The organism is Streptomyces diastatochromogenes (assembly GCF_002242805.1).
GTDB lineage: Bacteria > Actinomycetota > Actinomycetes > Streptomycetales > Streptomycetaceae > Streptomyces > Streptomyces diastatochromogenes.
In genome coordinates this window covers 158964-182977 of the sequence record NZ_MCGQ01000031.1, presented here as the reverse complement: position 1 = coordinate 182977, position 24014 = coordinate 158964, and the positions used below count along the sequence as shown (strand labels likewise).

Sequence of the window (24014 nt, the reverse complement as noted above, 5' to 3'; positions counted from 1 at the left end):
CCAGGCCCGCGCCCCTCTTCTCCGGGGCGCGGGCCTGGTCGTTCGCGTGGGAAGGTCAGCCCTTCTTGGCGGACTTCTTCTCCTCGTTGTCCTCGATGACCGCCACGGCGACCTCCTGCATCGACATCCGGCGGTCCATGGAGGTCTTCTGGATCCAGCGGAAGGCGGCGGGCTCGGTCAGCCCGTACTCGGTCTGCAGGATGGACTTGGCGCGGTCGACCAGCTTGCGGGTCTCCAGGCGCTGGGTGAGGTCGGCGACCTCCTGCTCCAGCTGCTTCAGCTCGGTGAAGCGGGAGACGGCCATCTCGATGGCCGGCACGACGTCGCTCTTGCTGAACGGCTTCACCAGGTAGGCCATGGCACCGGCGTCCCGGGCGCGCTCGACGAGGTCGCGCTGGGAGAAGGCGGTGAGCATCAGGACCGGGGCGATGGACTCCTCGGCGATCTTCTCGGCCGCGGAGATGCCGTCCAGCTTGGGCATCTTGACGTCGAGGATCACCAGGTCCGGCCGGTGCTCGCGGGCCAGCTCCACGGCCTGCTCCCCGTCCCCGGCCTCGCCGACGACGGTGTACCCCTCCTCCTCCAGCATCTCCTTCAGGTCGAGCCGGATCAGGGCCTCGTCCTCGGCAATGACGACACGGGTCGTCAGCGGAGGCACGTGCGACTTGTCGTCGTCGGGCGCGTCTACGGGCTGGGGCGACTCGGCGGTCACGGGGGCTCCTCGTTCAGGGCAGGGGTACTGCTGACAAGAGCCTACCTAGCTACGGTATGGTGGACGCGCGGAGGGTCAGGGGAAACCTTGGATTCTGCGAGCCCCGGTAGCCCAATTGGCAGCAGGCAACGGATTCAAAACCCGTACAGTGTCGGTTCGAGTCCGACCCGGGGCACTTTTCTTTGGATTCCAAGGTCACTGAATTGGCGGGCCCCTCTCGATGAGGGGCCCTTTTCCGTAGCGCGTTCCACTATGTGGGACTGTCGTCCTCGCCGATGTGGTGCACCCGGACCAGGTTGGTCGAGCCGGAGACACCGGGCGGGGAGCCCGCCGTGATGACCACGACGTCGCCCTTCTGGCAGCGGCCGTACTTCAGCAGCAGTTCGTCCACCTGGTCGACCATGGCGTCCGTGGAGTCGACGTGCGGGCCGAGGAAGGTCTCCGCCCCCCAGGTGAGGCTGAGCTGGGAGCGGGTGGCCTGCTCCGGGGTGAACGCCAGCAGCGGGATGGGCGAGCGGTAGCGCGACAGCCGACGGGCCGTGTCTCCCGACTGGGTGAACGCCACCAGGAACTTCGCCCCCAGGAAGTCGCCCATCTCGGCGGCGGCCCGGGCGACCGCGCCGCCCTGGGTGCGGGGTTTGTTCCGCTCGGTCAGCGGCGGCAGGCCCTTGGCGAGCAGGTCCTCCTCGGCCGCCTCGACGATCTTCGCCATGGTCCGCACGGTCTCGATCGGGTACTTGCCGACGCTGGTCTCGCCGGACAGCATCACCGCGTCCGTGCCGTCGATGACCGCGTTGGCCACGTCCGAGGCCTCGGCACGGGTCGGACGGGAGTTGTCGATCATCGAGTCCAGCATCTGGGTGGCCACGATGACCGGCTTGGCGTTGCGCCTGGCGAGCTTGATCGCGCGCTTCTGCACGATCGGGACCTGCTCCAGCGGCATCTCCACACCCAGGTCGCCGCGCGCGACCATGATGCCGTCGAAGGCGGCGACGATGTCGTCGATGCTGTCGACCGCCTGTGGCTTCTCCACCTTGGCGATCACCGGGAGGCGGCGGCCCTCCTCCGCCATGATGCGGTGGACGTCCGCGGCGTCCTTGCCGCTGCGGACGAAGGAGAGGGCGATGACGTCGAAGCCCGTGCGCAGCGCCCAGCGCAGGTCGTCCTCGTCCTTCTCGGAGAGGGCGGGCACGGAGACGGCGACGCCGGGGAGGTTCAGGCCCTTGTGGTCGGAGATCACCCCGCCCTCGATCACCCGGGTGCGGACCCGGGGGCCGTCGACGGCGGTGACCTCCAGGCAGACCTTGCCGTCGTCCACGAGGACGCGCTCACCCGGGGTGACATCGGCGGCGAGGCCGGCGTACGTGGTGCCGCACGTGTGGCGGTCGCCCTCGACGCCCTCCTCCACGGTGATGGTGAACGAGTCGCCGCGTTCAAGGAGTACGGGTCCTTCGCTGAAGCGGCCGAGCCGGATCTTCGGACCTTGAAGGTCGGCGAGCATTCCGACGCTGCGACCGGTTTCGTCGGCCGCCTTCCGTACGCGCTGGTAACGCTCCTCGTGTTCGGCGTGCGTGCCGTGGCTGAGGTTGAAGCGGGCGACGTCCATTCCGGCCTCGACCAGGGCCTTGATCTGGTCGTACGAGTCGGTGGCGGGCCCCAGAGTACAGACGATCTTCGCTCGGCGCATGATTCGAGCCTAGGCCTTACCCGCCGGTAGAGAATCCGGGCTACATGACCACTCAACAACCTTTGCGTAAAGGGCTATTGACAAGTGTTGAATTGTGCAGCCGCCCGCTCCTATGAGCGATTCTTTTCGGGCGTCGATTCTCGGCCCGCACAATTCACAGTCGCGGCGGCACCACAGTGAATTGAGCGCTGACCTGGGCCGTCACCCGCAGTCGCGAGGGTTCCAGATCGAGAGGTTCGGCGGGCTCGGCCGTTTCGGCCATGCCCATGCGCCGGACACTCCGCGCGAAGGCGGCCCCGCCGGCCCGCGGGCGTTCGGCGCCGGTGTCGGCCAGTTCGATCAGGGCGGCGATCGAGGTGCCCAGGGCCTCGGCGTACTCCCGGGCCCGCTGGAGCGCGTCGCCGACCGCCCGCCGCCTGGCCTCCGCGTGCACCGGCGAGCCGGGGCGCAGGGACCACCAGGGGCCGTCGACCCGGGTCAGGTCCAAGTCGGCCAGGCGGGTGGTGAGTTCACCGAGGACGGTGAAGTCCGAGAACTCGGCGCCGAGGTGGACCCGGCCCTGGTAACTGCGCACCCGCTCGCCCCGGCCGCGCTCGGTGAGTTCCGGGGTGATGGAGAAGGCGCCGGTGGACAGCTCCTCCACCGCGTCGCCGTAGGACTTCACGAGGTCGAGGACGGCGGTGTTGCGACGGGTGAGGTCGTCCAGGGTGGAGCGCCGGTCGCGGCCGCGGGCGCTCACGGTCACACCGATGCGGGCGATCTCGGGCTCGACGTCGAGTTCGGCCTCGCCGCGGACCACGAGGAGGGGGGCGTCGGGGGTGCCGTACGGGACGGTCGACGGAGAGGTCATACGTCCCACTCTGTCACGCACCTCCCGCTTCGGCGGCCGGAGTTCACCTCACAGGTCACCAGATCGAAACCTCATGGACCTGTTGCCGTCGGTCATGAACGGGTCAGAATCTACGCGCGTTGTTGACCATTCCCCGAGGAGACCGAGAGATGCCGTTGAACCGCCGGAAGTTCCTGAAGAAGTCCGCCGCGACGGGGGCGGGAGTGGCGATCGCCGGTGCGGCGGCGGCTCCGGCGGCCGAGGCGGCCGAGCAGCAGACGCCCGGGAAGCACGTGAAGCGCTACTCGCTCACCGTCATGGGCACCACCGACCTGCACGGCCACGTCTTCAACTGGGACTACTTCAAGAACGCGGAGTACACCGACAAGGCGGGCAACGCCCAGGGCCTGGCCCGGATCTCGACGCTGGTCAACCAGATCCGCGCGGAGAAGGGCCACTGCAACACGCTGCTGCTGGACGCCGGCGACACGATCCAGGGCACCCCGCTGACGTACTACTACGCCAAGGTCGACCCGATCACCGCCAAGGGCGGCCCGGTGCACCCGATGGCGCAGGCGATGAACGCGATCGGGTACGACGCGGCGGCGCTCGGCAACCACGAGTTCAACTACGGCATCGAGACCCTGCGCAAGTTCGAGGACCAGCTGGACTTCCCGCTGCTCGGCGCCAACGCGGTCGACGCCAAGACGCTGCGGCCCGCCTTCCCGCCCTACTTCATCAAGACCTTCCACGTGCCGGGCGCCCGGCCGGTCAAGGTCGCCGTGCTCGGCCTGACCAACCCCGGCATCGCGATCTGGGACAAGGCGTACGTGCAGGGCAAGCTGGCGTTCCCGGGTCTGGAGGAGCAGGCCGCGAAGTGGGTGCCGAAGCTGAAGGCACTGGGTGCCGACGTCGTCGTGGTCTCGGCGCACTCCGGGTCCTCCGGCACCTCGTCGTACGGTGACCAGCTGCCGTACGTGGAGAACGCGGCCGCCAACGTCGCCAAGCAGGTCCCGGACATCGACGCCGTCCTGGTCGGCCACGCGCACGTGGAGATCCCGGAGCTGAAGGTCACCAACGACAAGACCGGGAAGACGGTCGTGCTGTCGGAGCCGCTGGCGTACGCGGAGCGGCTGTCCGTGTTCGACATCGAGCTGGTCTTCGAGAAGGGCCGGTGGACCGTCGAGTCCGTCTCCTCGAAGGTGCTCAACTCCAACTCGGTCGCCGACGACCCGAAGATCACCAAGCTGCTCAGCGACGAGCACGCGAAGGTCGTGACGTACGTGAACCAGGTCGTCGGCACCGCCACCGCGACCCTGACGACCGTCGAGGCCCGCTACAAGGACGCCCCGATCATCGACCTGATCACCAAGGTCCAGGAGGACGTGGTCAAGGCCGCGCTGGCGGGCACCGAGTACGCCTCGCTGCCGGTGATCGCACAGGCCTCGCCGTTCTCCCGGACCTCCGAGATCCCGGCCGGCAACGTGACCATCCGGGACCTGTCGAGCCTGTACGTGTACGACAACACGCTGGTCGCCAAGCTGCTGACGGGCGCCCAGGTGCGGGCGTACCTGGAGTACTCGGCGCAGTACTACGTCCAGACGGCCGCCGACGCCGCCGTCGACGTGGAGAAGCTGACCAACGCGGGCGGCCGTCCCGACTACAACTACGACTACGTCTCGGGCCTGTCGTACGACATCGACATCGCCCAGCCGGCCGGTTCGCGGATCAAGAACCTCACCTTCAACGGTGCCGCGCTGGACGACGCCCAGCAGTTCGTGTTCGCGGTGAACAACTACCGTGCCAACGGCGGCGGCGCCTTCCCGCATGTCGCCTCGGCCAAGGAGCTGTGGTCGGAGTCGACGGAGATCCGCACCCGGATCGCGGAGTGGGTCACCACGAAGGGCGTCCTGGACCCGAAGGACTTCGCGTCCGTGGACTGGAAGCTGACGCGGAACGGCACGCCGGTGTTCTAGGGAAAGCCGTTCCCTGGAACACCGTTCCAGGGAACGCCTCTCTCACCCTTCCTCGACCAGCGGAGTCAGCTGCTTCGCCTGCCTGGTCTGCGGCACCCTGGACCGCTGCTCCTGAAGTCCGAACGTGGTGAAGGCCGTTCGGAGGGGCTGCGGGTACGGCTCCTTCTCCGTGAGGGAGTTGAGGATGGAGGCGCTGCGCCAGGCGGCGAGGCCGAGGTCGGGGGCGCCGACGCCATGGGTGTGGACCTCGGCGTTCTGGACGTACACCGATCCGGTGACCGAGGGGTCGAGGACGAGCCGGAACTCGTCGTCGATGCGCAGGCGTTCGCTGCTGTCGCGGCGCAGGTAGGGGTCGAGCCCCGCGAGGATGCGGCCGAGCGGGCGTTCGCCGTAGCCGGTGGCGAGGACGACGGCGTCGGTGGTGAGCCGGGAGCGGCTGCCCTGCTGGACGTGTTCCAGGTGCAGTTCGACCTTGGTCGTGGCGATGCGGCCGGCGGTGCGGACGCTGACACCGGGGGTCAGGACGGCGTCCGGCCAGCCGCCGTCCAGGGTGCGCCGGTACAGCTCGTCGTGGATCTCGGCGAGCGTGCCGGCGTCGATGCCCTTGTGCAGCTGCCACTGGGCGGCGACCAGCCGGTCGCGGACGGGCTCGGCGAGGGCGTGGAAGTAGCGGGTGTAGTCGGGGGTGAAGTGCTCCAGGCCGAGCTTGGAGTACTCCATCGGCGCGAACGCCTCGCTCCGGCCGATCCAGTGCAGCTTCTCGTGTCCGGCGGGGCGGTTGCGGAGCAGGTCGAGGAAGACCTCGGCACCGGACTGTCCGGAGCCGACGACGGTGACGTGCTCGGCGGCGAGGACGGCGGCGCGGTGGTCGAGGTAGTCGGCGGCGTGGAAGACCGGGACGCCGGGCGCCTCGACCAGAGGCTTGAGCGGGTCGGGCACATAGGGGGCGGTGCCCACGCCGAGGACGACGTTGCGGGTGTAGGTGCGGCCCAGCGCCTCGGCCTCGCCCTCGGCGTCGAGCTGGGTGTGGTCGACCTCGAACACATCGCGTTCGGGGTTCCAGCGGACGGCGTCGACCTGGTGGCGGAAGCGCAGCCCGGGGAGGTTCTCGGAGACCCAGCGGCAGTAGGCGTCGTACTCGGCGCGCTGGATCTGGAAGCGCTCGGCGAAGTAGAAGGGGAAGAGCCGCTCGCGGGTCCTGAGGTAGTTGAGGAAGCTCCAGGGGCTGGTGGGGTCGGCGAGGGTCACCAGGTCGGCGAGGAACGGCACCTGGATGGTGGCGCCCTCGATGAGGAGGCCGGGGTGCCAGTCGAAGGCGGGGCGCTGTTCGTAGAAGACGGCGTCGAGTTCGGCGAGCGGGTGGGCGAGGGCGGCGAGGGAGAGATTGCAGGGGCCGATGCCGATGCCGACCAGGTCGCGCGGGGACTCGGGCTCGTGGCGTGGGGGGATGGTCATCTGGGGGTCGTTCCTTCTACGAGTTTGAGGAGCTGGGCCAGTTCGTCCGGCCGGGTGTGGGGGTTGAGGAAGGTGGCCTTGAGCCAGAGGCGGCCGTCGAGACGGGCGCGGCCGAGGACGGCCCGGCCTTCCTGCAGCAGCGTGCGGCGTACGGCGGCGACGGTGTCGTCGTCCGCTCCGGCGGGCCGGAACAGGACCGTGCTGATGACGGGCCGGTCGTACAGCTCGAAGCCGGAGTGGCCCTGGACGAGCGCGGCGAACTCGCGCGCGCGGGCGCAGACCTGGTCGACCAGGGTGCCCAGTCCGCCGCGGCCCAGCGTCCTGAGGGTGACGGCGATCTTGAGGATGTCCGGCCGGCGGGTGGTGCGCAGGGAGCGGCCGAGCAGGTCGGGGAGTCCGGCCTCGGTGTCGTCGTCGGCGTTCAGGTAGTCGGCGCGCTGGTGCAGGACGGCGAGTTCGCGGGGCCGGGCCACGGCGAGGAGGCCGGCGGCGGCCGGCTGCCAGCCGAGTTTGTGCAGGTCGAGGGTGACGGTGTGGGCGGCTTCGAGTCCGGCGAGCTTGTCCCGGTGCCGGTCGCTGAAGGCGAGGCCTCCGCCGTAGGCGGCGTCGATGTGCAGGCGGGCGCCGTGGGCGGTGCACAGGCCGGCGATCTCGGGCAGCGGGTCGATGAGCCCGGCGTCGGTGGTGCCGGCGGTGGCGGCGACCAGCAGCGGGCCGGAGAGCGCGGTCAGGGCCGCGTCGAGGGCGGCCGGGTCGAGGGTGCCGCCCGGGGCGGGGACGACGACCGGCTCGGGCAGGCCGAGCAGCCAGGCGGCGCGGGGCAGCGAGTGGTGGGCGTTCGCCCCGCAGACCAGGTGGACGCTGCCGCCGTGGGCCTCGCGGGCGAGCAGCAGGGCGAGCTGGTTGGACTCGGTGCCGCCGGTGGTGACCAGGGCGTCGGCGAGGCCGATCTCCTGGGCGAGAGCGCGCGTGACCTCGGCCTCCAGCGCGGAGGCGGCCGGGGCCTGGTCCCAGGAGTCCAGGGACGGGTTGAGGACGCTCGCGGCGAGGTCGGCGGCGGTGGCGACGGCGAGCGGCGGGCAGTGCAGATGGGCCGCGCACAGCGGGTCCGCGGGGTCGGCGGCGCCCTCGGCCAGGGCCCGCACGAGGGCGTGCAGCGCGCCCGGGTCGCCGTCGTCCGGCAGGACGTCCCCGAGGGCGTCGGCGATCCGTGCGGCGACGGCCTCGGGCCCGCCGGCCGGCAGCGGTCCGCCGCGGGCCCGGGCGCCGCTCGCGAGCGCGTCTATGACGGTGTCCAGGAGCGGCCGCAGGGCTTCGGGGCCGTCGGGTCCTGAGGCGAGGGGCGGCAGGCTCATGGGGCTCTCCTCCGGGGCGCGGGGACAAGGGGGGCGACCATGCCGGCTTCCGGCTGGTGCAGGGACTTCTGTACGGCGTTCTTCCAGTTTGTACGGGAAGAATCCCACGCGTCCGGAAAGCCCAACGATCGGAACCCGAAAGTGGGTACTGCCGTACGGGGAAAACGCGTTGGAGCGTGGTGACCTGCGGCTAACGTCGGTCGGGTGGTTGACGCGTGGATGATCGACGTGCCCGGTGAGCGGGTGGTGGTGCGCGAGCCCGGTCCGGCGGACGAGGTGCCGCTGCTCACGCTGTTCGCGGAGTGCGAGGACTGGTTCGTGGCGGCGACGGGACTGCCGTCGGGGCCCGGGGACGTGCAGAGCCTGTTCTACTCGCTGCCGGAGGGCGCGAGCCCCGACGACAAGGTGCTCCTGGTGCTGGAGCGGGACGGCGTGGTCGCGGGCCTGGTGGACGCCGTACGGGACCATCCGGAGCCGGGCGCGGTGGCGGTGGGCCTGTTCCTGCTGGCGCCGTGGGCGCGAGGCCGCGGCCTCGGCCGTGCGCTGGCCGAGTCCCTGCTGGCCCGCGCCGGTCGGGTGCCCCTGGTCACGGCGACGGTCCCGGCGGGCTGGCGCTCCGGCGAGTGCTTCCTGGAGCGGCTCGGTTTCACCCTGGCCGTCGCCGCTCCCGCCCCGACCGAGGTGGGCAACCGGCGGGCGGGGCGGGGCGAAAGGGGCGTACTGCGGGCGGAGTTGAGGTTCTAGACGCCTCGGAAGTCGTCCGCGTGATCCTGTGCCCACCGTTCGAAGGTGCGCGCCGGAGTGCCCGTGACCTTCTCGACCGTGGCGGTGATCTCAGGGGGTACGCCCACGGTGGCGGCGAAGCTCTTCAGCAAGGGCTGGACGAACTCCGGCGGGGCGTGCGGGAACAGCTTGGGTCCCGCCTCTTCCGGGGGCACCTCGACGAAGGTCAGCTCGCGGCCCACGGCCCGGCCGATCGCGGCGATCTGGTCGGTGTTGGTGGTCGCCTCGGGCCCGGTGAGGCGGTGGACCGCGCCTTCGTGACCGTCGTCCAGCAGGGCGCGTTCGGCCACGGCGGCGATGTCGTCCTCGTGGATGGGCGCCGTGAGCATGCCCGCGAAGACACCGTGGACGGTGTCGCCGCCACGGATCTGCGGCGCCCACTGCAACGCGTTGACGGCGAAGGCGTTGGGGCGCAGGAACGTCCACTCCAGGCCGCTGTCACGGATCTGCCGCTCGGCGGTGGCGTGCATGACGTGGATGGGATGGGTCTCGTCGGCGCCCTCCTGGATGATCCCGGAAGAGAGCAGGACGACGTGGCGCACCCCGGCCGTGCGCGCGGCCTCCAGCAGGGCGGCCGTCCGCTCGCCGGCCGCCTGGACGTACAGGAAGAGCTTGCTCGCTCCCTCGAACAGGGCCACCGACTCCTCCGGCGCGAACGCCACCACCTCGGCCCGCTGGGGCAGACCCGCGCGCTCGGGGTCGCGGGTCAGTGCCCGTACCGGCCGGCCGGCGGTGACGAGACGCTCGACGAGGGCACGGCCGACGTTGCCGGTCGCACCGGTGACTACGATCACGGGTTGCCTCCTGGGCTCGGGTTGATCGTCCTGGTCGTCCTTGGCCTTCCGAGCCTAGGAAGGACGATCGGCCCTCCGCATCGTCGTCAGGGACCAGCCGCCCCGGCCGCGCCCTACGTCCCTGGCCCTACTCCCCCCGTACCCGCAACGCCCGGGCCAGGTCGTCCAGTTCGTCGACCAGCTTGCGGCGGAGGGCGACGACCGGGTCGGCCTCGCGCAGGCAGGCCTCCCCGAGGGCGAGGTTCTCGGCGTCGACGGCGTGGTGCGGGAAGGCCCAGCGGCCGGCGGCGACGGCGATGGCGGGGCCGCGGCGGGCGGCGAGGGCGACCGCGTCCTCGTAGTAGCGCGACACGTACCCGCGTACCAGGTCGGCCTGTTCGGGCTGCCAGAAGCCGCGCGCGGTGGCTGTGAACAGGTAGTTGGAGAGGTCGTCCGTGACGAACATCGCCTCCCAGGCCGCCCGCTTGGCCTCGGGGTCGGGCAGGGCGGCACGGCAGGTGGCGGCGCCCTCCTGGCCGGTGGCGGACGGGTCCCGCTCCAGCTCGGCGGCGATCGCGGCCTCGTCGGTGGCGCCGAGCACGGCGAGCCGGCCGAGGATGCGCCAGCGCAGCTCGGGGTCGAGTTCCGGCCCGCCGGGCACCGTGCCGTCGGCGAGCCAGGCGGCGATCGTGTCGGGGTGGGCGGCGACGTCGATGAAGTGCCGTACGGCGATCAGGCGCAGGCCGGGGTTGTCGCCGTCCTCGGTGCGGCGCAGCAGGTCGCGGCAGAGGGAGCTGAGGGTGGCGAGAGCGGCCGGGCGGTCCTCGGGGCGCAGGAAGCGGTCGGCGACGTGGGTGGAGGCGAAGGCGAGGACGCCCTGGACGAGGGCCAGGTCGGTCTCCAGCGGGAGATGGGTGCGGGCCGTCTCCAGGTAGGCCTGGGGCGGGAGTTCGCCGTCGCGGACGGCGTCCCTGAGGGCGTTCCACACCACCGCGCGGGTGAGCGGGTCGGGCAGCCCGGACAGACCCTCGCGGACCGCCTCGAAGGACTCGGTGTCGAAGCGGACCTTGGCGTAGGTCAGGTCGCCGTCGTTGACCAGGAGCAGCGCGGGGCGCTTGCCGATGGGCTCCGGGGCGGTCTGCGGGACGTCGAGGCCGATGCGCTCGCGCAGGGTGAGGCGGCCCTCGTCGCCGAGGTCACGGTCGTAGACGCCGACGGTGACGCGGTGCGGTCGGCTGCCCGCGCGCTCGACGGTCAGGGCGCAGGTGCCGTCGGCGGTCTCGATCGCCGGGGTGAGCGTGTCGACTCCGGTGGTGCGCAGCCAGGCGTCGGCCCAGGCGTGCACGTCGCGCTCGGTGGCCGCGGCGAGGGAGTCGATGAAGTCGGCGAGGGTGGCGTTGGCGAACCGGTGCCGCTTGAAGTGGATGTTGATGCCGGCGAGGAAGTCCTTCTCACCGAGCCAGGCCACCAGCTGACGCAGCGCGGAGGCGCCCTTGGCGTAGGAGATGCCGTCGAAGTTGAGCAGGGCGGAGGCGGTGTCGTCGACCGCCTCGGGGGCCACCGGGTGGGTGGAGGGGCGCTGGTCGGCGTCGTAGCCCCAGGCCTTGCGGGCGACCCCGAAGTCGGTCCAGGTGTCGGTGAAGCGGGTGGCCTCGGCGGTGGTCTGGTAGCCCATGTACTCGGCGAAGGACTCGTTCAGCCAGATGTCGTCCCACCACTTGAGGGTGACGAGGTCGCCGAACCACATGTGGGCCATCTCGTGGGCGATGACCATGGCGCGGGTCTGCCGCTCGGTGTCGGTGACCGCCGAGCGGAAGACGAACTCGTCGCGGAAGGTGACCAGGCCGGGGTTCTCCATGGCGCCGGCGTTGAACTCGGGGACGAACGCCTGGTCGTAGGAGTCGAAGGGGTAGGGCTCCTCGAACTTCTCGTGGTAGCGGTCGAAGCACGCGCGCGTGACCTCGAGGATCTCCTCGGCGTCGGCGTCGAGGTGGGGCGCGAGGGAGCGGCGGCAGTGGATGCCGAAGGGCAGGCCGCGGTGCTCGGTGCGCACCGAGTGCCAGGGGCCGGCGGCGACGGCGACGAGGTAGGTGGAGATCAGCGGGGTCGGGGCGGCCCGCCAGCGGCCCTCGCCGAGGTGCTCGGTGATGCCGTTGGCGAGGACGGTCCAGCCGTCGGGCGCGGTGACGGTGAGCTCGAAGACGGCCTTCAGATCGGGCTGGTCGAAGGCGGCGAAGACCCGCTGGACGTCGTCCAGGAACAGCTGGGTGTAGACGTACGTCTCGCCGTCGGTGGGGTCGGTGAAGCGGTGCATGCCCTCGCCGGTGCGGGAGTAGCGCATGGCCGCGTCGACGCGCAGCTCGTGCTCGCCGGCGGTGAGGTTCCGCAGCGGCAGCCGGTCGTCCTGGAAGGACTCCGGGTCGAGGGGCTGTCCGTCCAGCGTGACGGCGCGCAGCTCGGCGGGCTTCAGCTCGACGAACGTGTCCCCGTCGGTCCGCGCGGTGAACCTGATCACGGTACGGGAGTCGAAGGTCTCGTCCCCCGTGGTGAGGTCGAGCTCGATCGAGTAGCGGTGGACGTCGAGGAACTGTGCTCGGAGCTGCGCTTCGTCGCGCGTGATGACGGACATGCAGCCATGCTGCCTGATCGCACTGACAGCGCACAGGGGTGGATCGGTACACGCCTTTTGTCCGAATCCCCTCGCGGCTGGTCAGTCGGCCTGGGCCGGCTGCCCGTTCGCGGTGTCCTCGGCGATGGACTCGTGGTGCCGGATCACCTCGGCGATGATGAAGTTCAGGAACTTCTCCGCGAACGCCGGGTCGAGCCTCGCGTTCTCGGCGAGGCTGCGCAGCCGCTCGATCTGCCGGGCCTCGCGGGCCGGGTCGGCGGGCGGCAGCTGGTGCACCGCCTTGAGCCGGCCGACCTGCTGGGTGCACTTGAAGCGCTCGGCGAGCATGTGGACGACGGCCGCGTCGATGTTGTCGATGCTCTCGCGCAGCCGCTCCAGCTCCTGGCGGACCGCGGGGTCGACGTCACCGGTACCGGTGTTGCTGATGGTCATGGGCGTCAACCCTAAGGGGCGCGGCGCCTCCCGATCACCGGCTGATCACCATGCGATCAGTCGCCGATCATCGGAGGATCGTCCGGATCCGGGATGCGGTCGCTCCAGCCGCCGGGGACGCTGCGGCCCTGCTGGGCGCGGAAGCGGACGGGGGCGAGGCCGACCCGGCGGGTGAACAGCCGGGAGAAGTAGGCGGGGTCGTCGTAGCCGACGCGGCGGGCGACGGCCGCGACGGGCAGCTCGGTGGCGGCGAGGAGTTCCTTGGCGCGGCCCAGGCGGATGCGGAGCAGGTAGTCCTTGGGGCTGCATCCGGCGGCGCGGCGGACGGCGCCACGCAGCTCGGCGGGGGTCATGCCGTGCACGCGCGCGTGGTCGGCGACGCTCATCGGCCTGCAGGCGTCCCGGGCCAGGGCCTGCAGCACCTGGTCGCCGTCGGGGGCGAGGTCGGCGCGGGCCCGGCGCAGAGCGACGAGGAGTTCGTGGACGGCTGCGCCGGTCTCGACCTCCAGGAGGGGGTTGCCGCGGCGGGCGGCGCGGGCGATGCGGGCGACGACCGCACGGGGCCCGGCCGCGTCCGAGAGCGGGACGACGGGCCGCTCGGGCTCGATGTAGCCGAGTTCGGTGTAGGTCGAGGTGGCGGGCCCGGCGAAGTCGACGAAGCCCTCGTCCCAGCCGGTGTCCGGGTCGGGCCCGTAGTGGTGCGGCACCCCGGGGGTGAGCCACAGCAGCGCGGGCGCGGTGACGGTCGTACGTCGGCCGTCGGCGCCCCGGTACCAGCCGCCGCCCGTGCTGATCACGACGGCCACGTGGTGGTCGAGGGTGCGGGGGCCGACCGTGGGCAGCGTGCCGTACTGGAGGCCGACGCCGAGGCAGACCAGGCCGAGGCGGTGGTGGGCGGGGCCGGGGCTGAAGAACCGCATCCAGGTGTGGTACATCGGCGCTCCTCCCGGCGTCGGGGACGGCGGACTTTTGTCCAAGCAGCGCCGATCTTCGTCCATGGCGCCGGTCGCCGCCAGGGCCGAGGCTCGGGTGCATGAGCGAGTTCACGGTGGGGGAATCCGACTTCCTGCTGGACGGGCGGCCGGTACGGCTGCTGTCCGGCGCGCTGCACTACTTCCGGGTGCACGAGGCGCAGTGGCGGCACCGGCTGGAGATGCTGCGGGCGATGGGCCTCAACTGCGTGGAGACGTACGTCCCGTGGAACCTGCACCAGCCGGGCCCGGGGCGCTTTCGGGACGTGCGGGCGGTCGGCCGGTTCCTGGACGCGGTCCGCGAGGCCGGCCTGTGGGCGATCGTGCGGCCGGGGCCGTACATCTGCGCCGAGTGGGAGAACGGCGGGCTTCCGCACTGGGTGACGGGCGAGCCGGGCACGCGCGCGCGTACCCGTGACGAGCGCTTCCTGTTCCACGTACGGAACTGGTTCCGCCCTCTGCTGCACGAGATCGTGCCCCGGCAGATCGACCGGGGCGGCCCGGTGATCATGGTGCAGGTCGAGAACGAGTACGGCAGCTACGGCTCGGACGCGGACTACCTCGAACAGCTCGCCGAGCTGCTGCGGGTCAAGGGGGTCACGGTGCCACTGTTCACCTCGGACGGCCCCGAGGACCACATGATCACCGGCGGCTCGCTGCCCGGGGTGCTCGCCACGGTGAACTTCGGCTCCCACGCGCGCGCGGCGTTCGAGACGCTGCGCCGCCATCGTCCCGGGGGCCCGCTGATGTGCATGGAGTTCTGGTGCGGCTGGTTCGACCACTGGGGCGGCGAACACGTCGTACGGGACCCCGGGGAGGCGGCCGGGGCGCTGCGGGAGATCCTGGAGTGCGGTGCCTCGGTGAACCTGTACATGGCGCACGGCGGGACGAGTTTCGGGGGCTGGGCGGGCGCCAACCGGGGCGGCGGCGAGCTGCACGAGGGTCCGCTGGAGCCGGACGCGACCTCGTACGACTACGACGCGCCGGTCGACGAGTACGGGCGCCCCACGGAGAAGTTCTGGCGCTTCCGCGAGGTGCTGGCCGAGTACCACCCCGATCCGCTGCCCGAACCGCCGCCGCTACCTGATCCGTTGGGTTCTCCAACGGAGGTGGCGCTCACCGAATGGGCACCCATGAGTGACGTCCTGGAGGCGCTCGGCGGCGAGGAGACCGTCACCCCCGTACCGCCGGCCTTCGAGGAACTGGACGTCGCCCGGGGCCTGGTGCGCTACGAGGTGAGCGTGCCGGGACCGCGGCAGCCGTACCCGCTGACGGTGCGCGGGCTCAGGGATCTCGCGGTGGTGTACGTGGACGGCGAGCGGGCCGGGGTGCTCACCGAGGAAGAGCCCCGGCTGAAGGAGCCCGTCGCCGGCCCCGCGCGCGTGGAGCTGTGGGTGGAGTCCCTGGGGAGGGTCAACTACGGGCCGCGGTGCGGCGAGGCGAAGGGCATCACCGGGGGCGTCCTGCACGAGCGGCAGTATCTGCACGGGGTACGCGCGCGCGGGCTCGATCTGGACGCCTTCGACGACGGCCTGGAGGCGGTGCCCTTCGGAGCGCTCTCCGGGGACGGCGCCCCGGGGCTGTACCGGGGCACCGTCACCGTCCGCGGGGCCGGGGACGCCCGGCTCGAACTGCCGGGCTGGACACGGGGCTTCGTCTGGGTCAACGGCTTCGCCCTCGGCCGCTACTGGTCCGTGGGACCGCAGCGGTCCCTGTACCTCCCCGGGCCGGTGCTGCGGGAGGGCGAGAACGAAGTGTGGGTGCTGGAGCTGCAGGAGGCGGGACCCGGGCCCGGCGCGCCGCGGCTGCTGCCGGTCTGATCCCCTCGTCGGCCGGCCGCTGCGGAGCGGCCGACGCGGTGCGCGAAAATCCGCTCACGCCCGCATAGAGTGGAAGGCGGTTCTGGGCGTCTCTGGGGGTCGGACGTGGCGAACGGCGGACCGGTCGAGCATGGCTACCCGCATCTGGAGACGGTGCGGGCCGCCATCACCGCGCTGTACAAACGGCTGTCGTACGACACCGTGCAGACCTTCTCGACCAGCGTGGCCCCCGCCGACGTGGCCTTCAGTGACGTGGACGACCTGCATCTGGGCGCGCAGCGGGTGGCCCGCGAGATCGTCCGGCACTTCCGGCTGCCCGATGCCCGGCTGATCGTCGGCTTCCGGGAGATGACCCACGCGGCCAATGTCGAACTGGCGGCGGGCCCCGAGTACTTCGTCGAGCTGAACGACCGCTTCCGTACCCACCGCAGGGACATCGGCGCGGCCCTCGCCCACGAGGTGACCCACGTCTATCTGCACCGCCTCGACCTCGCCTTCCCCACCACGGCGGAGAACGAGATCCTCACGGACACGGCGACGACCTACCTGGGCGCGGGCTGGCTGCTGCTGGACGCCTTCCGCGAGGACGGGGTCTCCTCCCAGAAGCTCGGCTATCTCACCCCCGAGGAGTTCGGCTACGTCCTCGCCAAGCGGTCCCTGCTCTTCGACGAGGATCCCTCCGTGTGGTTCACCAGTCCGCAGGCGTACACGGCCTACGCCAAGGGCATGGACCGGGCCCGGCGGGACCAGCAGCAGCCGCCGCTGACCGGGGCCGGCTGGGCGGGCCGCCGCCGCTACGCCCACGACCGGCGCCACGGCGTCCCGCCCGGAGCGCCCTACGCCTTCAGCCCCGACCCCGCCGGCCACCTCCGCGTCTCCTTCCCCTGCCCCACCTGCCACCAGCGCATCAGAGTGCCGGTGCGGGGGCGGGTACGGGCGCGGTGCGGGTTGTGCCGGACCGTGCTGGAGTGCGACACCTAGGTTCACGACACCGCTCAATTTATTTCGTTCGGACTAACGAAAGACTGCTAGCCTGAGCCCATGACCGAGGCAGACGCGAAGCGGGCCGAGACACTGCGGCACCTCATGGAAGTGGGGCGGAACCACAGCGCCGTGACGGTCATGTTCCACTCGGCGGTCGCCGCCAAGCAGGGACTGAACGCCACGGAGGAGAAGACCCTCGACCATCTCCAGCGGCAGGGTCCGCTCACCGCCAAGGACCTGGCTGAACTGACCGGACTCACCCCCGCCTCCGTCACCGGCCTGCTCGACCGGCTGGAGAGCAAGGGGTTCGTCCGCAGGGCCAAGCACCCTACGGACAAGCGCCGGGTGCTCGTCGAACCGAACCAGGAGAAGCTCGCCGAGCTGGCCGTGTTCTTCGAGGACTGGGCGCGTGACATCGTCGAGGCCTGCGAGGAGTTCAGCACCGACGAGCTGAACACGGTGGTCCGCTTCCTGTCCGTCATGAGCGAGCGGCAGCGCGCGGCCGCGGCCCGCCTGACGGGCTGAACTTCCCTACCCCTGGGCCCCGTACACCACTCCCGGCGGCTCCGCCTGCGCCAGCAGCTTCAGCGTGGCCTCCCCCGCCTCGGCCGGGGTCCAGCGCGCCCCCTTGTCCGCGCCGGGACCCGGGCGCCAGCCCTCCATGACGGTGATCCGGCCGCCCTCCGCCTCGAACACCCGGCCGGTCACGCCGGTGCACGCGGCGGAGCCGAGCCAGACGACCAGCGGGGAGACGTTCCCGGGGGCCATGGCGTCGAATCCGGCGGCCGGGGCCGCCATGGTCTCGGCGAAGGTACGTTCCGTCATGCGGGTGCGGGCCGCCGGGGCGACGGCATTGACCTGGACGCCGTAGCGGGCCAGTTCGGCCGCCGCAACGAGGGTCAGCCCGATGATCCCGGCCTTGGCGGCGCTGTAGTTCCCCTGCCCGACCGAGCCCAGCAGACCCGCCCCGCTGCTGGTGTTGACGATCCGGGCCGTCGGGGTGCGCCCGGCCCTGGCCTCGGCCCGCCAGTGCGCGGCGGCGTGCTTGAGGGGCAGGAAGTGACCCTTGAGGTGGACACGCAGCACGGCGTCCCAGTCGTCCTCGTCGAGGTTGACGAGCATACGGTCGCGCAGGAAACCGGCGTTGTTGACGAGGGTGTCGAGCCGGCCGTACGTCTCGACGGCGGTCCGGACCAGGGAGGCGGCCCCCTCGGTCGTCGCGATGTCGCCGCCGTGCGCGATCGCCTCGCCGCCCGCCTCCCGGATCTCCGCGACCACGGCCGCCGCCGGGCTGTCGGGTCCGGGCACTCCGTCCAGCCCGACGCCCAGGTCGTTGACGACGACCCGGGCGCCCTCGGCCGCGAAGGCGAGGGCGTGGGCGCGGCCCAGCCCCCGTCCGGCTCCGGTGACCACGACGACTCGCCCTGCGCAGATTCCGCTCATCCCAGGCCTCCCTGTCGGCGGTCTTCCTTGCCGTCTTCCCTGCCGTCTTCCTTGCGGTCTTCCTTGTTGACGGTCCCGGCGTCCAGGAAGGCGGGCCGCTCCCCGCCTCCGTGCACCAGCAGACTCGCCCCGCTGATGTAGGCGGCCGCGTCGGAGGCGAGGAAGACGGCGGCCGCGCCGACGTCCGAGGGGGTGGCCAGCCGTCCGAGCGGGACGGTGCGGGAGACGGCGGCGAGGCCGTCCGGGCCGCCGTAGTGCAGATGAGACAGCTCGGTGCGGACCATGCCGACGACCAGCGTGTTGACGCGGACCTCCGGCGCCCATTCCACGGCCATGGAGGCGGCCAGGTTCGCCAGGCCCGCCTTGGCCGCGCCGTAGGCCGCCGAGCCGGGCGAGGGACGGCCGCCGCTCACGCTGCCGATCATGACGACCGAGCCTCGGGCGCGCCGGAGATGGTCGTAGGCGGCCAGGGAAGCGGTCAGCGGGGTGACGAGGTTCAGCTCGACGACCCGGGCGTGCCGCTCGGCGTCCGCGTCGGTCAGCCGCCGGTACGGGGTGCCGCCCGCGTTGTTGACGAGGGCGTCGAGCCGGGGCAGCGCGGCGAAGAAGGCGCGGACGGCCGGCGGGTCGCGCAGGTCGAGGGGTGCGAACTCCACGCCGTCGAGGGGCTGTTCGGGGGGACGCCGGGCGCAGGCCAGCACCCGGGCGCCGGCCTGGGCGAAGGCCTGCGCGATGCCCGCCCCCACGCCCCGGGTGCCGCCGGTGACGACGACGGTTCTGCCGCGCAGCGAGTTGTCCACAGGCCCTGCCGCGGAGTTGTCCACAGGCTCTCCCGCTCGTCTTCGGCGACTGCTAGCTTCGAAGCCTCACACCTAACAAATGTTTGGTGGAAAGGCGTTGAGTGCGAAGGTAGCTGATGCGTCCATGGGTGTCTCCATGTCTGTCCCGGAAAAGGGGATTTCCGTAGTCACCGTCGACTTCCCGCCGGTGAACGCGCTGCCGGTGCGCGGCTGGTTCGCCCTGGCCGAGGCCGTGCGCGCGGCGGGCCGTGACCCCGGGGTGCGGTGCGTGGTGCTGGCCGCCGAGGGGCGCGGTTTCAACGCGGGCGTGGACATCAAGGAGATACAGGCGGACGGGCACGAGGCGCTGATCGGTGCCAACGAGGGCTGCGCGGAGGCCTTCGCGGCGGTGTACGAGTGCGAGACACCCGTGATAGCGGCGGTGCACGGGTTCTGTCTGGGCGGTGGGATAGGCCTGGTGGGGAACGCCGACGCGATCGTGGCGAGTGACGACGCCTTCTTCGGGCTGCCGGAGCTGGAGCGGGGCGCACTGGGTGCCGCCACGCATCTGGCCCGGCTGGTCCCGCAACACACGATGCGCGCGCTGTACTACACCGCGCGCACGGCGAGCGCCGCCGAGTTGCATGCGCACGGCTCGGTGTGGCGGGTGGTACCGCGTGCGGAGCTGCGTGCGGCGGCGCTGGAGCTGGCCGGCGAGATCGCCGCCAAGGACGGACGGCTGCTGCGCATGGCCAAGGCCGCCATCAACGGGATCGATCCCGTCGACGTGCGCCGCAGTTACCGCTTCGAACAGGGCTTCACGTTCGAGGCCAACCTCAGCGGACTGGCCGACCGGGTCCGCGACACGTTCGGGAAGGAGGGTGCGTAGGTGAGCGACAAGACGATGACCGCCGACGAGGTGGTCTCCCGGCTGTCCAGCGGGATGACCCTGGGCATCGGCGGCTGGGGTTCCCGGCGCAAGCCGATGGCACTGGTCAGGGCCCTGCTGAGAGCCGGGATCGGGGACCTCACGGTCATCTCGTACGGCGGCCCGGACATCGGCGTGCTGGCCGCGGCCGGCCGGATCCGCAGGCTGGTCACCGCCTTCGTCACCCTCGACTCCATCCCGCTCGAACCGCACTACCGGGCGGCCCGTGAGCGCGGGGACTTCGAGCTGACAGAGGTCGACGAGGGGATGTTCATGTGGGGGCTGCACGCGGCCGCCCACCGGCTGCCGTTCCTGCCGGTGCGGGCGGGCCTCGGCTCGGACGTGATGCGGGTCAACCCGGGTCTGCGGACGGTCACTTCGCCGTACGAGGACGGGGAGACGTTCGTGGCGATGCCCGCCTTGCGGATGGACGCGGCCCTGGTGCACGTCAACCGCGCCGACCGGCTGGGCAACGGGCAGTACCTGGGCCCGGACCCGTACTTCGACGACCTGTTCTGCGAGGCGGCGGACGCGGCCTACGTCTCCTGCGAACGGATCGTCGACACCGCCGAGCTGACGAAGGAGGCGGCCCCGCAGTCGCTGCTGCTCAAGCGGCTCGCGGTGACGGGTGTGGTCGAGGCACCGAACGGCGCGCACTTCACCTCCTGCGCACCGGACTACGGCCGGGACGAGGAGTTCCAGCGGGAGTACGCGGCCACGCCCTGGCCGGAGTTCGCGGCACGCTTCCTCGACGGGGACGAGCAGGCATACCGGTCGGCGGTGCAGGCCTGGCACCAGGAGCGGCCATGAACACCGTGAGCCGCGCCCCCTCTCCCCCGCCCACCCGCGCCGAGTACTGCGTGATCGCCTGCGCCGAGGCCTGGCGGGGCGGCGGGGAGATCCTGGCCAGTCCGATGGGCCTGATCCCGTCGCTGGGCGCGCGGCTGGCCCGGCTCACCTTCGCGCCGGACCTGCTGCTCACCGACGGCGAGGCGCTGCTGGTCCGCCCGGACGGCACTCCCGAGGGCTGGCTGCCCTACCGGCAGCATCTGGCCCTGGTGGCGGGAGGAAGCCGGCACGTGATGATGGGCGCGAGCCAGATCGACCGGTACGGCAACCAGAACATCTCCTGCATCGGCGACTGGACCCGGCCCCGCCGGCAGCTGCTCGGGGTGCGCGGGGCTCCGCTCAACACACTCAACAATCCGACGAGTTACTGGATCCCCAGACACTCCAGGCGGGTGTTCGTGGAAAAGGCGGACATGGTGTGCGGGGTGGGGTACGACCGGGCGGCGGAGCTGGGGAACACGGCCCGCTTCCACCGCATCCCCCGGGTCGTCTCCGACCTCGGCGTCTTCGACTTCGCCACCCCCGACCACTCGATGCGGCTGGCCTCGCTGCATCCGGGGGTGAGCGTGGAGCAGGTGCGGGAGGCGACGGGGTTCGCGCTCGCCGTGCCCGACGAGGTGCCGTACACCCGGGACCCCGGCGAGGAGGAGCTGCGGCTGATCCGTGAGGTGCTGGATCCGGCGGGGGCCCGCGCGCGTGAGGTGCCCGAGGGGGCGAGGGGGTGATGGAGACCGCGCTGACCCGGCTGGTCGGGGTCCGGCATCCGATCGTGCAGACCGGGATGGGCTGGGTGGCCGGCCCCCGGCTGGTCTCGGCGGCGGCGAACGCGGGGGCGCTCGGCATCCTTGCCTCCGCGACGATGACCGTCGACCAGCTGCGTGACGCGATACGGGAGGTCCGGTCGCGGACCCGGGCGCCGTTCGGGGTGAATCTGCGGGCCGACGCGGCCGATGCGGCCGATCGCGTGCAGATCATGCTGGACGAGGAGGTCCGGGTGGCCTCCTTCGCGCTGGCCCCCTCTGCCGAGCTGATCGCCCGGCTCAAGGAGGCCGGTGTGGTGGTCGTCCCGTCCGTCGGGGCACGGCGGCACGCCGAGAAGGTGGCCGCGTGGGGTGCCGACGCGGTGATCGTGCAGGGCGGCGAGGGCGGCGGGCACACCGGCGAGGTGGCGACGACCGTGCTGCTGCCGCAGGTGGTGGACGCGGTGCGGATACCGGTCGTGGCGGCGGGCGGCTTCTTCGACGGGCGGGGCCTGGTCGCGGCGCTGGCCTACGGGGCGGCCGGGGTGGCGATGGGTACGCGGTTCCTGCTCACCTCGGACTCGACGGTGCCGGACGCGGTGAAGGCCCGGTATCTGGCGGCGACGGTCCGGGACGTGACGGTCACCCGGGCGGTGGACGGGCTGCCGCACCGGATGCTGCGCACGGACCTGGTCGACACGCTGGAGCGGTCCGGCCGCATACGGACTCTCGCCCACGCGGTGCGGCGGGCCTCGGCCTTCCGGCGGCTGTCGGGGCTCACCTGGCGGCAGCTGGTCCGGGACGGCCAGGCCCTGAGGCACGGCAAGGAGCTGTCCTGGAGTCAGGTGCTGCTGGCCGCGAACACGCCGATGCTGCTGAAGTCGGCGATGGTGGACGGCCGTACGGACCTCGGGGTGATGGCGTCCGGGCAGGTCGCCGGGGTGATCGACGACCTGCCGTCGTGCGCGGAACTGGTGGAGCGGATCGTGAAGGAGGCGGAGGGGGTGCTGGAGCAGTTGGAGGGCCTCAGAGGCGTTCGATGATCGTCACGTTCGCCTGACCGCCGCCCTCGCACATCGTCTGGAGCCCGAACCGGCCGCCGGTGCGCTCCAGTTCGTGCAGCAAAGTCGTCATCAGGCGGACGCCGGTGGCGCCGAGCGGGTGGCCGAGGGCGATCGCGCCGCCGTTGACGTTGACCTTCTCCGGGTCGGCTCCGGTCTCCTTGAGCCAGGCGAGCACGACGGGGGCGAAGGCCTCGTTGATCTCCACGAGGTCGATGGCGTCGATGGTCAGGCCGGTCTTCTTCAGGGCGTGTGCGGTGGCCGGGATGGGCGCGGAGAGCATGCGGATGGGGTCCTCGCCGCGCACGGAGAGGTGGTGGACACGGGCCCGCGGGCGCAGCCCGTGTTCCCGTACCGCCCGCTCGGAGGCGAGCAGCATGGCCGCGGCTCCGTCGGAGACCTGGGAGGAGCAGGCCGCGGTGATGGTGCCGCGGTCGAGGACGGGCTTCAGTGCGGCCATCTTCTCCGGGGAGGTGTCCCGGCGTGGGCCCTCGTCGAGGGTGACCTCGCCGTAGGGGACGGTCTCGCGCTCGAAGCGGCCCGTGTCGATGGCCCAGACCGCCCGCCGGTGCGAGCGCAGGGCGAACTCCTCCTGGTCCGCGCGGCTGATGCCCCACTTGGCGGCGATCATCTCGGCGCCGGCGAACTGGTTGACGGGCTGGTCGCCGTAGCGGGCGCGCCAGCCGGTGCTGCCGAGGAAGGGGCCGTCGGTCAGGCCGAGGGGGCCGGCGGCCTGCCGGGAGGCGAAGGCGATGGGGATCTGGGACATGTTCTGCACCCCGCCCGCGACCACCAGGTCCTGGGTGCCGGAGAGCACGGCCTGCGCGGCGAAGTGCACGGCCTGCTGGGAGGAGCCGCACTGCCGGTCGACGGTCACGCCCGGCACCTCCTCGGGCAGCCCTGCGGCCAGCCAGCAGGTGCGGGCGATGTCCCCGGCCTGCGGCCCGACCGCGTCCAGGCAGCCGAAGACGACGTCCTCCACGGCGGCCGGGTCGATCCCGGCCCGCTGCACGAGCGCCTTCAGCACATGTGCGCCCAGGTCGGCGGGGTGGACCCCGCCGAGCCCTCCCCCGCGCCGCCCGACGGGCGTGCGGACCGCTTCGACGATGTAGGCCTCGGCCATGGCGACTCCCTCACAGGAAAGGGGTGTTCAGCGTGATGTCATTCGCGTACGGCGATCCCGTCCAGCACCATCGACAGGTACTGACGGGCGATCTCCTCGGGGCTGTGTTGTCCGCCGGGCCGGTACCAGGACGCGGCGACCCACACCGTGTCCCGGACGAACCGGTAGGTGAGCCGGACGTCCAGGTCGGCGCGGAAGACCCGCTCGGCGACCCCGCGTTCCAGCGTGGACAGCCAGGCCTTCTCGAACCGGCGCTGCGAGTCGGCGAGGAAGGCGAAGCGGTCCTGCGCCACGAGCTGCTTGCTCTCCTTCTGGTAGATCGCGACGGCGGCGCGGTGCCGGTCGATCTCCCGGAAGGACTCGGTGACCAGGGCCTCCAGGGTCTCGCGGGGCCCGAGCCCGGAGGCCAGGACGGTGTCGTAGCCGTCCCACAGCTCGTCCAGGAAGGTCCGCAGGATCTCCTCCAGCATCGACTCCTTGGAGTCGAAGTGGTAGTAGAGGCTGCCCGCGAGCATCCCGGCGTGGTCGGCGATGGTGCGGACGGTGGTGGCGTTGTAGCCCTGCTCGGCGAAGACCTCGGCGGCGGTGCCGAGGAGTTCGTGGCGGCGCGCCTGGGCGGCTGCGGCCGTGGGCTTCTTCGGGGCGGTCACCTGGGGCTTCTTCTTGGTCGGCACGAACCCATTGT

22 protein-coding genes and 1 tRNA gene are annotated in these 24014 nt (G+C 71.8%); 10 read left to right on the top strand and 13 right to left on the bottom strand.

Annotation, left to right across the window (positions count from 1 at the left end; genetic code table 11):
* Nucleotides 1-55: 55 nt before the first annotated feature.
* Entirely contained in the window at nucleotides 56-712 is a 657-nt protein-coding gene (locus BEK98_RS32370) for an ANTAR domain-containing response regulator (protein WP_094220282.1), read from the bottom strand.
* 100 nt (nucleotides 713-812) lie between these two features.
* Here BEK98_RS32370 and BEK98_RS32365 point away from each other — a divergent pair.
* Nucleotides 813-887 (top strand) — tRNA-Leu (locus tag BEK98_RS32365).
* Between the two features lie 75 nt (nucleotides 888-962).
* On the opposite strand, the gene pyk is transcribed toward BEK98_RS32365, so the two are convergent.
* Nucleotides 963-2399: a pyruvate kinase gene (gene pyk / locus BEK98_RS32360; RefSeq protein ID WP_094220281.1), complete on the bottom strand. Its 1437-nt coding sequence runs from the start codon at nucleotides 2397-2399 to the stop codon at nucleotides 963-965.
* 154 nt (nucleotides 2400-2553) lie between these two features.
* Nucleotides 2554-3249 carry an SIMPL domain-containing protein gene (locus tag BEK98_RS32355; RefSeq protein ID WP_094220280.1) on the bottom strand — a complete coding sequence of 232 codons (696 nt, stop codon included), beginning with the start codon at nucleotides 3247-3249 and terminating at the stop codon, nucleotides 2554-2556.
* Nucleotides 3250-3398: 149 nt separating this feature from the next.
* Here BEK98_RS32355 and BEK98_RS32350 point away from each other — a divergent pair, with 149 nt between their 5' ends.
* The gene (locus tag BEK98_RS32350) at nucleotides 3399-5204 is read left to right on the top strand and encodes a bifunctional metallophosphatase/5'-nucleotidase (RefSeq protein ID WP_094220279.1); all 1806 of its coding nucleotides are present in this window, start codon (nucleotides 3399-3401) and stop codon (nucleotides 5202-5204) included.
* A 42-nt stretch (nucleotides 5205-5246) separates the two neighbouring features.
* On the opposite strand, the gene BEK98_RS32345 is transcribed toward BEK98_RS32350, so the two are convergent.
* Both BEK98_RS32345 and BEK98_RS32340 read right to left on the bottom strand, forming a co-directional pair.
* A complete protein-coding gene (locus tag BEK98_RS32345; RefSeq protein WP_094220278.1) occupies nucleotides 5247-6659 on the bottom strand; it encodes a lysine N(6)-hydroxylase/L-ornithine N(5)-oxygenase family protein in 1413 nt (470 codons plus the stop codon).
* Nucleotides 6656-8014, bottom strand: coding sequence for a pyridoxal phosphate-dependent decarboxylase family protein (locus BEK98_RS32340; RefSeq protein ID WP_094220277.1), 1359 nt, complete (start codon nucleotides 8012-8014; stop codon nucleotides 6656-6658). The genes BEK98_RS32345 and BEK98_RS32340 overlap by 4 nt, the downstream gene beginning before the upstream one ends.
* 204 nt (nucleotides 8015-8218) lie before the next feature.
* Between BEK98_RS32340 and BEK98_RS32335 the strand changes: the two genes are divergently transcribed.
* Nucleotides 8219-8758: a GNAT family N-acetyltransferase gene (locus BEK98_RS32335; protein ID WP_244202087.1), complete on the top strand. Its 540-nt coding sequence runs from the start codon at nucleotides 8219-8221 to the stop codon at nucleotides 8756-8758.
* On the opposite strand, the gene BEK98_RS32330 is transcribed toward BEK98_RS32335, so the two are convergent.
* The 4 genes from BEK98_RS32330 to BEK98_RS32315 all read right to left on the bottom strand — a co-directional run bounded on the left by BEK98_RS32330 (nucleotide 8755) and on the right by BEK98_RS32315 (nucleotide 13566).
* Entirely contained in the window at nucleotides 8755-9591 is an 837-nt protein-coding gene (locus BEK98_RS32330) for an NAD(P)H-binding protein (RefSeq protein ID WP_094220276.1), read from the bottom strand. The two genes, BEK98_RS32335 and BEK98_RS32330, sit on opposite strands and share 4 nt — an antisense overlap.
* Nucleotides 9592-9718: 127 nt before the next feature.
* Entirely contained in the window at nucleotides 9719-12199 is a 2481-nt protein-coding gene (pepN, locus tag BEK98_RS32325; protein WP_094220275.1) for an aminopeptidase N, read from the bottom strand.
* An 81-nt stretch (nucleotides 12200-12280) separates the two neighbouring features.
* On the bottom strand, nucleotides 12281-12631 hold the full coding sequence (locus tag BEK98_RS32320) for a chorismate mutase (protein WP_094220274.1): 351 nt from the start codon (nucleotides 12629-12631) through the stop codon (nucleotides 12281-12283).
* Nucleotides 12632-12687: 56 nt separating this feature from the next.
* Complete coding sequence (locus tag BEK98_RS32315; protein ID WP_094220273.1) at nucleotides 12688-13566, bottom strand: helix-turn-helix domain-containing protein; 879 nt, start codon at nucleotides 13564-13566, stop codon at nucleotides 12688-12690.
* 98 nt (nucleotides 13567-13664) lie between these two features.
* On the opposite strand from BEK98_RS32315, the gene BEK98_RS32310 reads away from it, so the two are divergent.
* From BEK98_RS32310 to BEK98_RS32300, 3 genes are all read left to right on the top strand, one after another.
* Entirely contained in the window at nucleotides 13665-15422 is a 1758-nt protein-coding gene (locus tag BEK98_RS32310; protein ID WP_094220272.1) for a glycoside hydrolase family 35 protein, read from the top strand.
* Between the two features lie 105 nt (nucleotides 15423-15527).
* Entirely contained in the window at nucleotides 15528-16403 is an 876-nt protein-coding gene (locus BEK98_RS32305; RefSeq protein ID WP_094220271.1) for a hypothetical protein, read from the top strand.
* Between the two features lie 60 nt (nucleotides 16404-16463).
* Nucleotides 16464-16931 (top strand): MarR family winged helix-turn-helix transcriptional regulator, encoded by a 468-nt coding sequence (locus BEK98_RS32300; protein ID WP_094220270.1) that lies wholly within the window; start codon nucleotides 16464-16466, stop codon nucleotides 16929-16931.
* Between the two features lie 6 nt (nucleotides 16932-16937).
* Here the strand turns inward: BEK98_RS32300 and BEK98_RS32295 are convergent, their stop codons facing one another.
* Entirely contained in the window at nucleotides 16938-17849 is a 912-nt protein-coding gene (locus BEK98_RS32295) for an SDR family oxidoreductase (protein WP_094220269.1), read from the bottom strand.
* Nucleotides 17846-18673 (bottom strand): SDR family oxidoreductase, encoded by an 828-nt coding sequence (locus tag BEK98_RS32290; RefSeq protein WP_244202086.1) that lies wholly within the window; start codon nucleotides 18671-18673, stop codon nucleotides 17846-17848. Before BEK98_RS32290 ends, BEK98_RS32295 begins: the two co-directional genes overlap by 4 nt.
* Nucleotides 18674-18773: 100 nt before the next feature.
* Between BEK98_RS32290 and BEK98_RS32285 the strand changes: the two genes are divergently transcribed.
* From BEK98_RS32285 to BEK98_RS32270, 4 genes are read left to right on the top strand one after another with little or no spacing between them, the layout of a single operon-like run.
* Nucleotides 18774-19517, top strand: coding sequence for an enoyl-CoA hydratase family protein (locus BEK98_RS32285; protein ID WP_094220268.1), 744 nt, complete (start codon nucleotides 18774-18776; stop codon nucleotides 19515-19517).
* Nucleotides 19518-20366 (top strand): CoA transferase subunit A, encoded by an 849-nt coding sequence (locus BEK98_RS32280; protein ID WP_094220267.1) that lies wholly within the window; start codon nucleotides 19518-19520, stop codon nucleotides 20364-20366.
* Nucleotides 20363-21130 carry a CoA-transferase subunit beta gene (locus BEK98_RS32275; RefSeq protein ID WP_094220266.1) on the top strand — a complete coding sequence of 256 codons (768 nt, stop codon included), beginning with the start codon at nucleotides 20363-20365 and terminating at the stop codon, nucleotides 21128-21130. The genes BEK98_RS32280 and BEK98_RS32275 overlap by 4 nt, the downstream gene beginning before the upstream one ends.
* Nucleotides 21130-22188: an NAD(P)H-dependent flavin oxidoreductase gene (locus tag BEK98_RS32270; RefSeq protein ID WP_094220265.1), complete on the top strand. Its 1059-nt coding sequence runs from the start codon at nucleotides 21130-21132 to the stop codon at nucleotides 22186-22188. Before BEK98_RS32275 ends, BEK98_RS32270 begins: the two co-directional genes overlap by 1 nt.
* Here the strand turns inward: BEK98_RS32270 and BEK98_RS32265 are convergent.
* Both BEK98_RS32265 and BEK98_RS32260 read right to left on the bottom strand, forming a co-directional pair.
* Nucleotides 22172-23329 carry an acetyl-CoA C-acetyltransferase gene (locus BEK98_RS32265; RefSeq protein ID WP_094220264.1) on the bottom strand — a complete coding sequence of 386 codons (1158 nt, stop codon included), beginning with the start codon at nucleotides 23327-23329 and terminating at the stop codon, nucleotides 22172-22174. The two genes, BEK98_RS32270 and BEK98_RS32265, sit on opposite strands and share 17 nt — an antisense overlap.
* Nucleotides 23330-23367: 38 nt before the next feature.
* Nucleotides 23368-24003, bottom strand: a complete 636-nt coding sequence (locus BEK98_RS32260) for a TetR/AcrR family transcriptional regulator (RefSeq protein WP_094220263.1) — start codon at nucleotides 24001-24003, stop codon at nucleotides 23368-23370.
* Nucleotides 24004-24014: the final 11 nt, after the last annotated feature.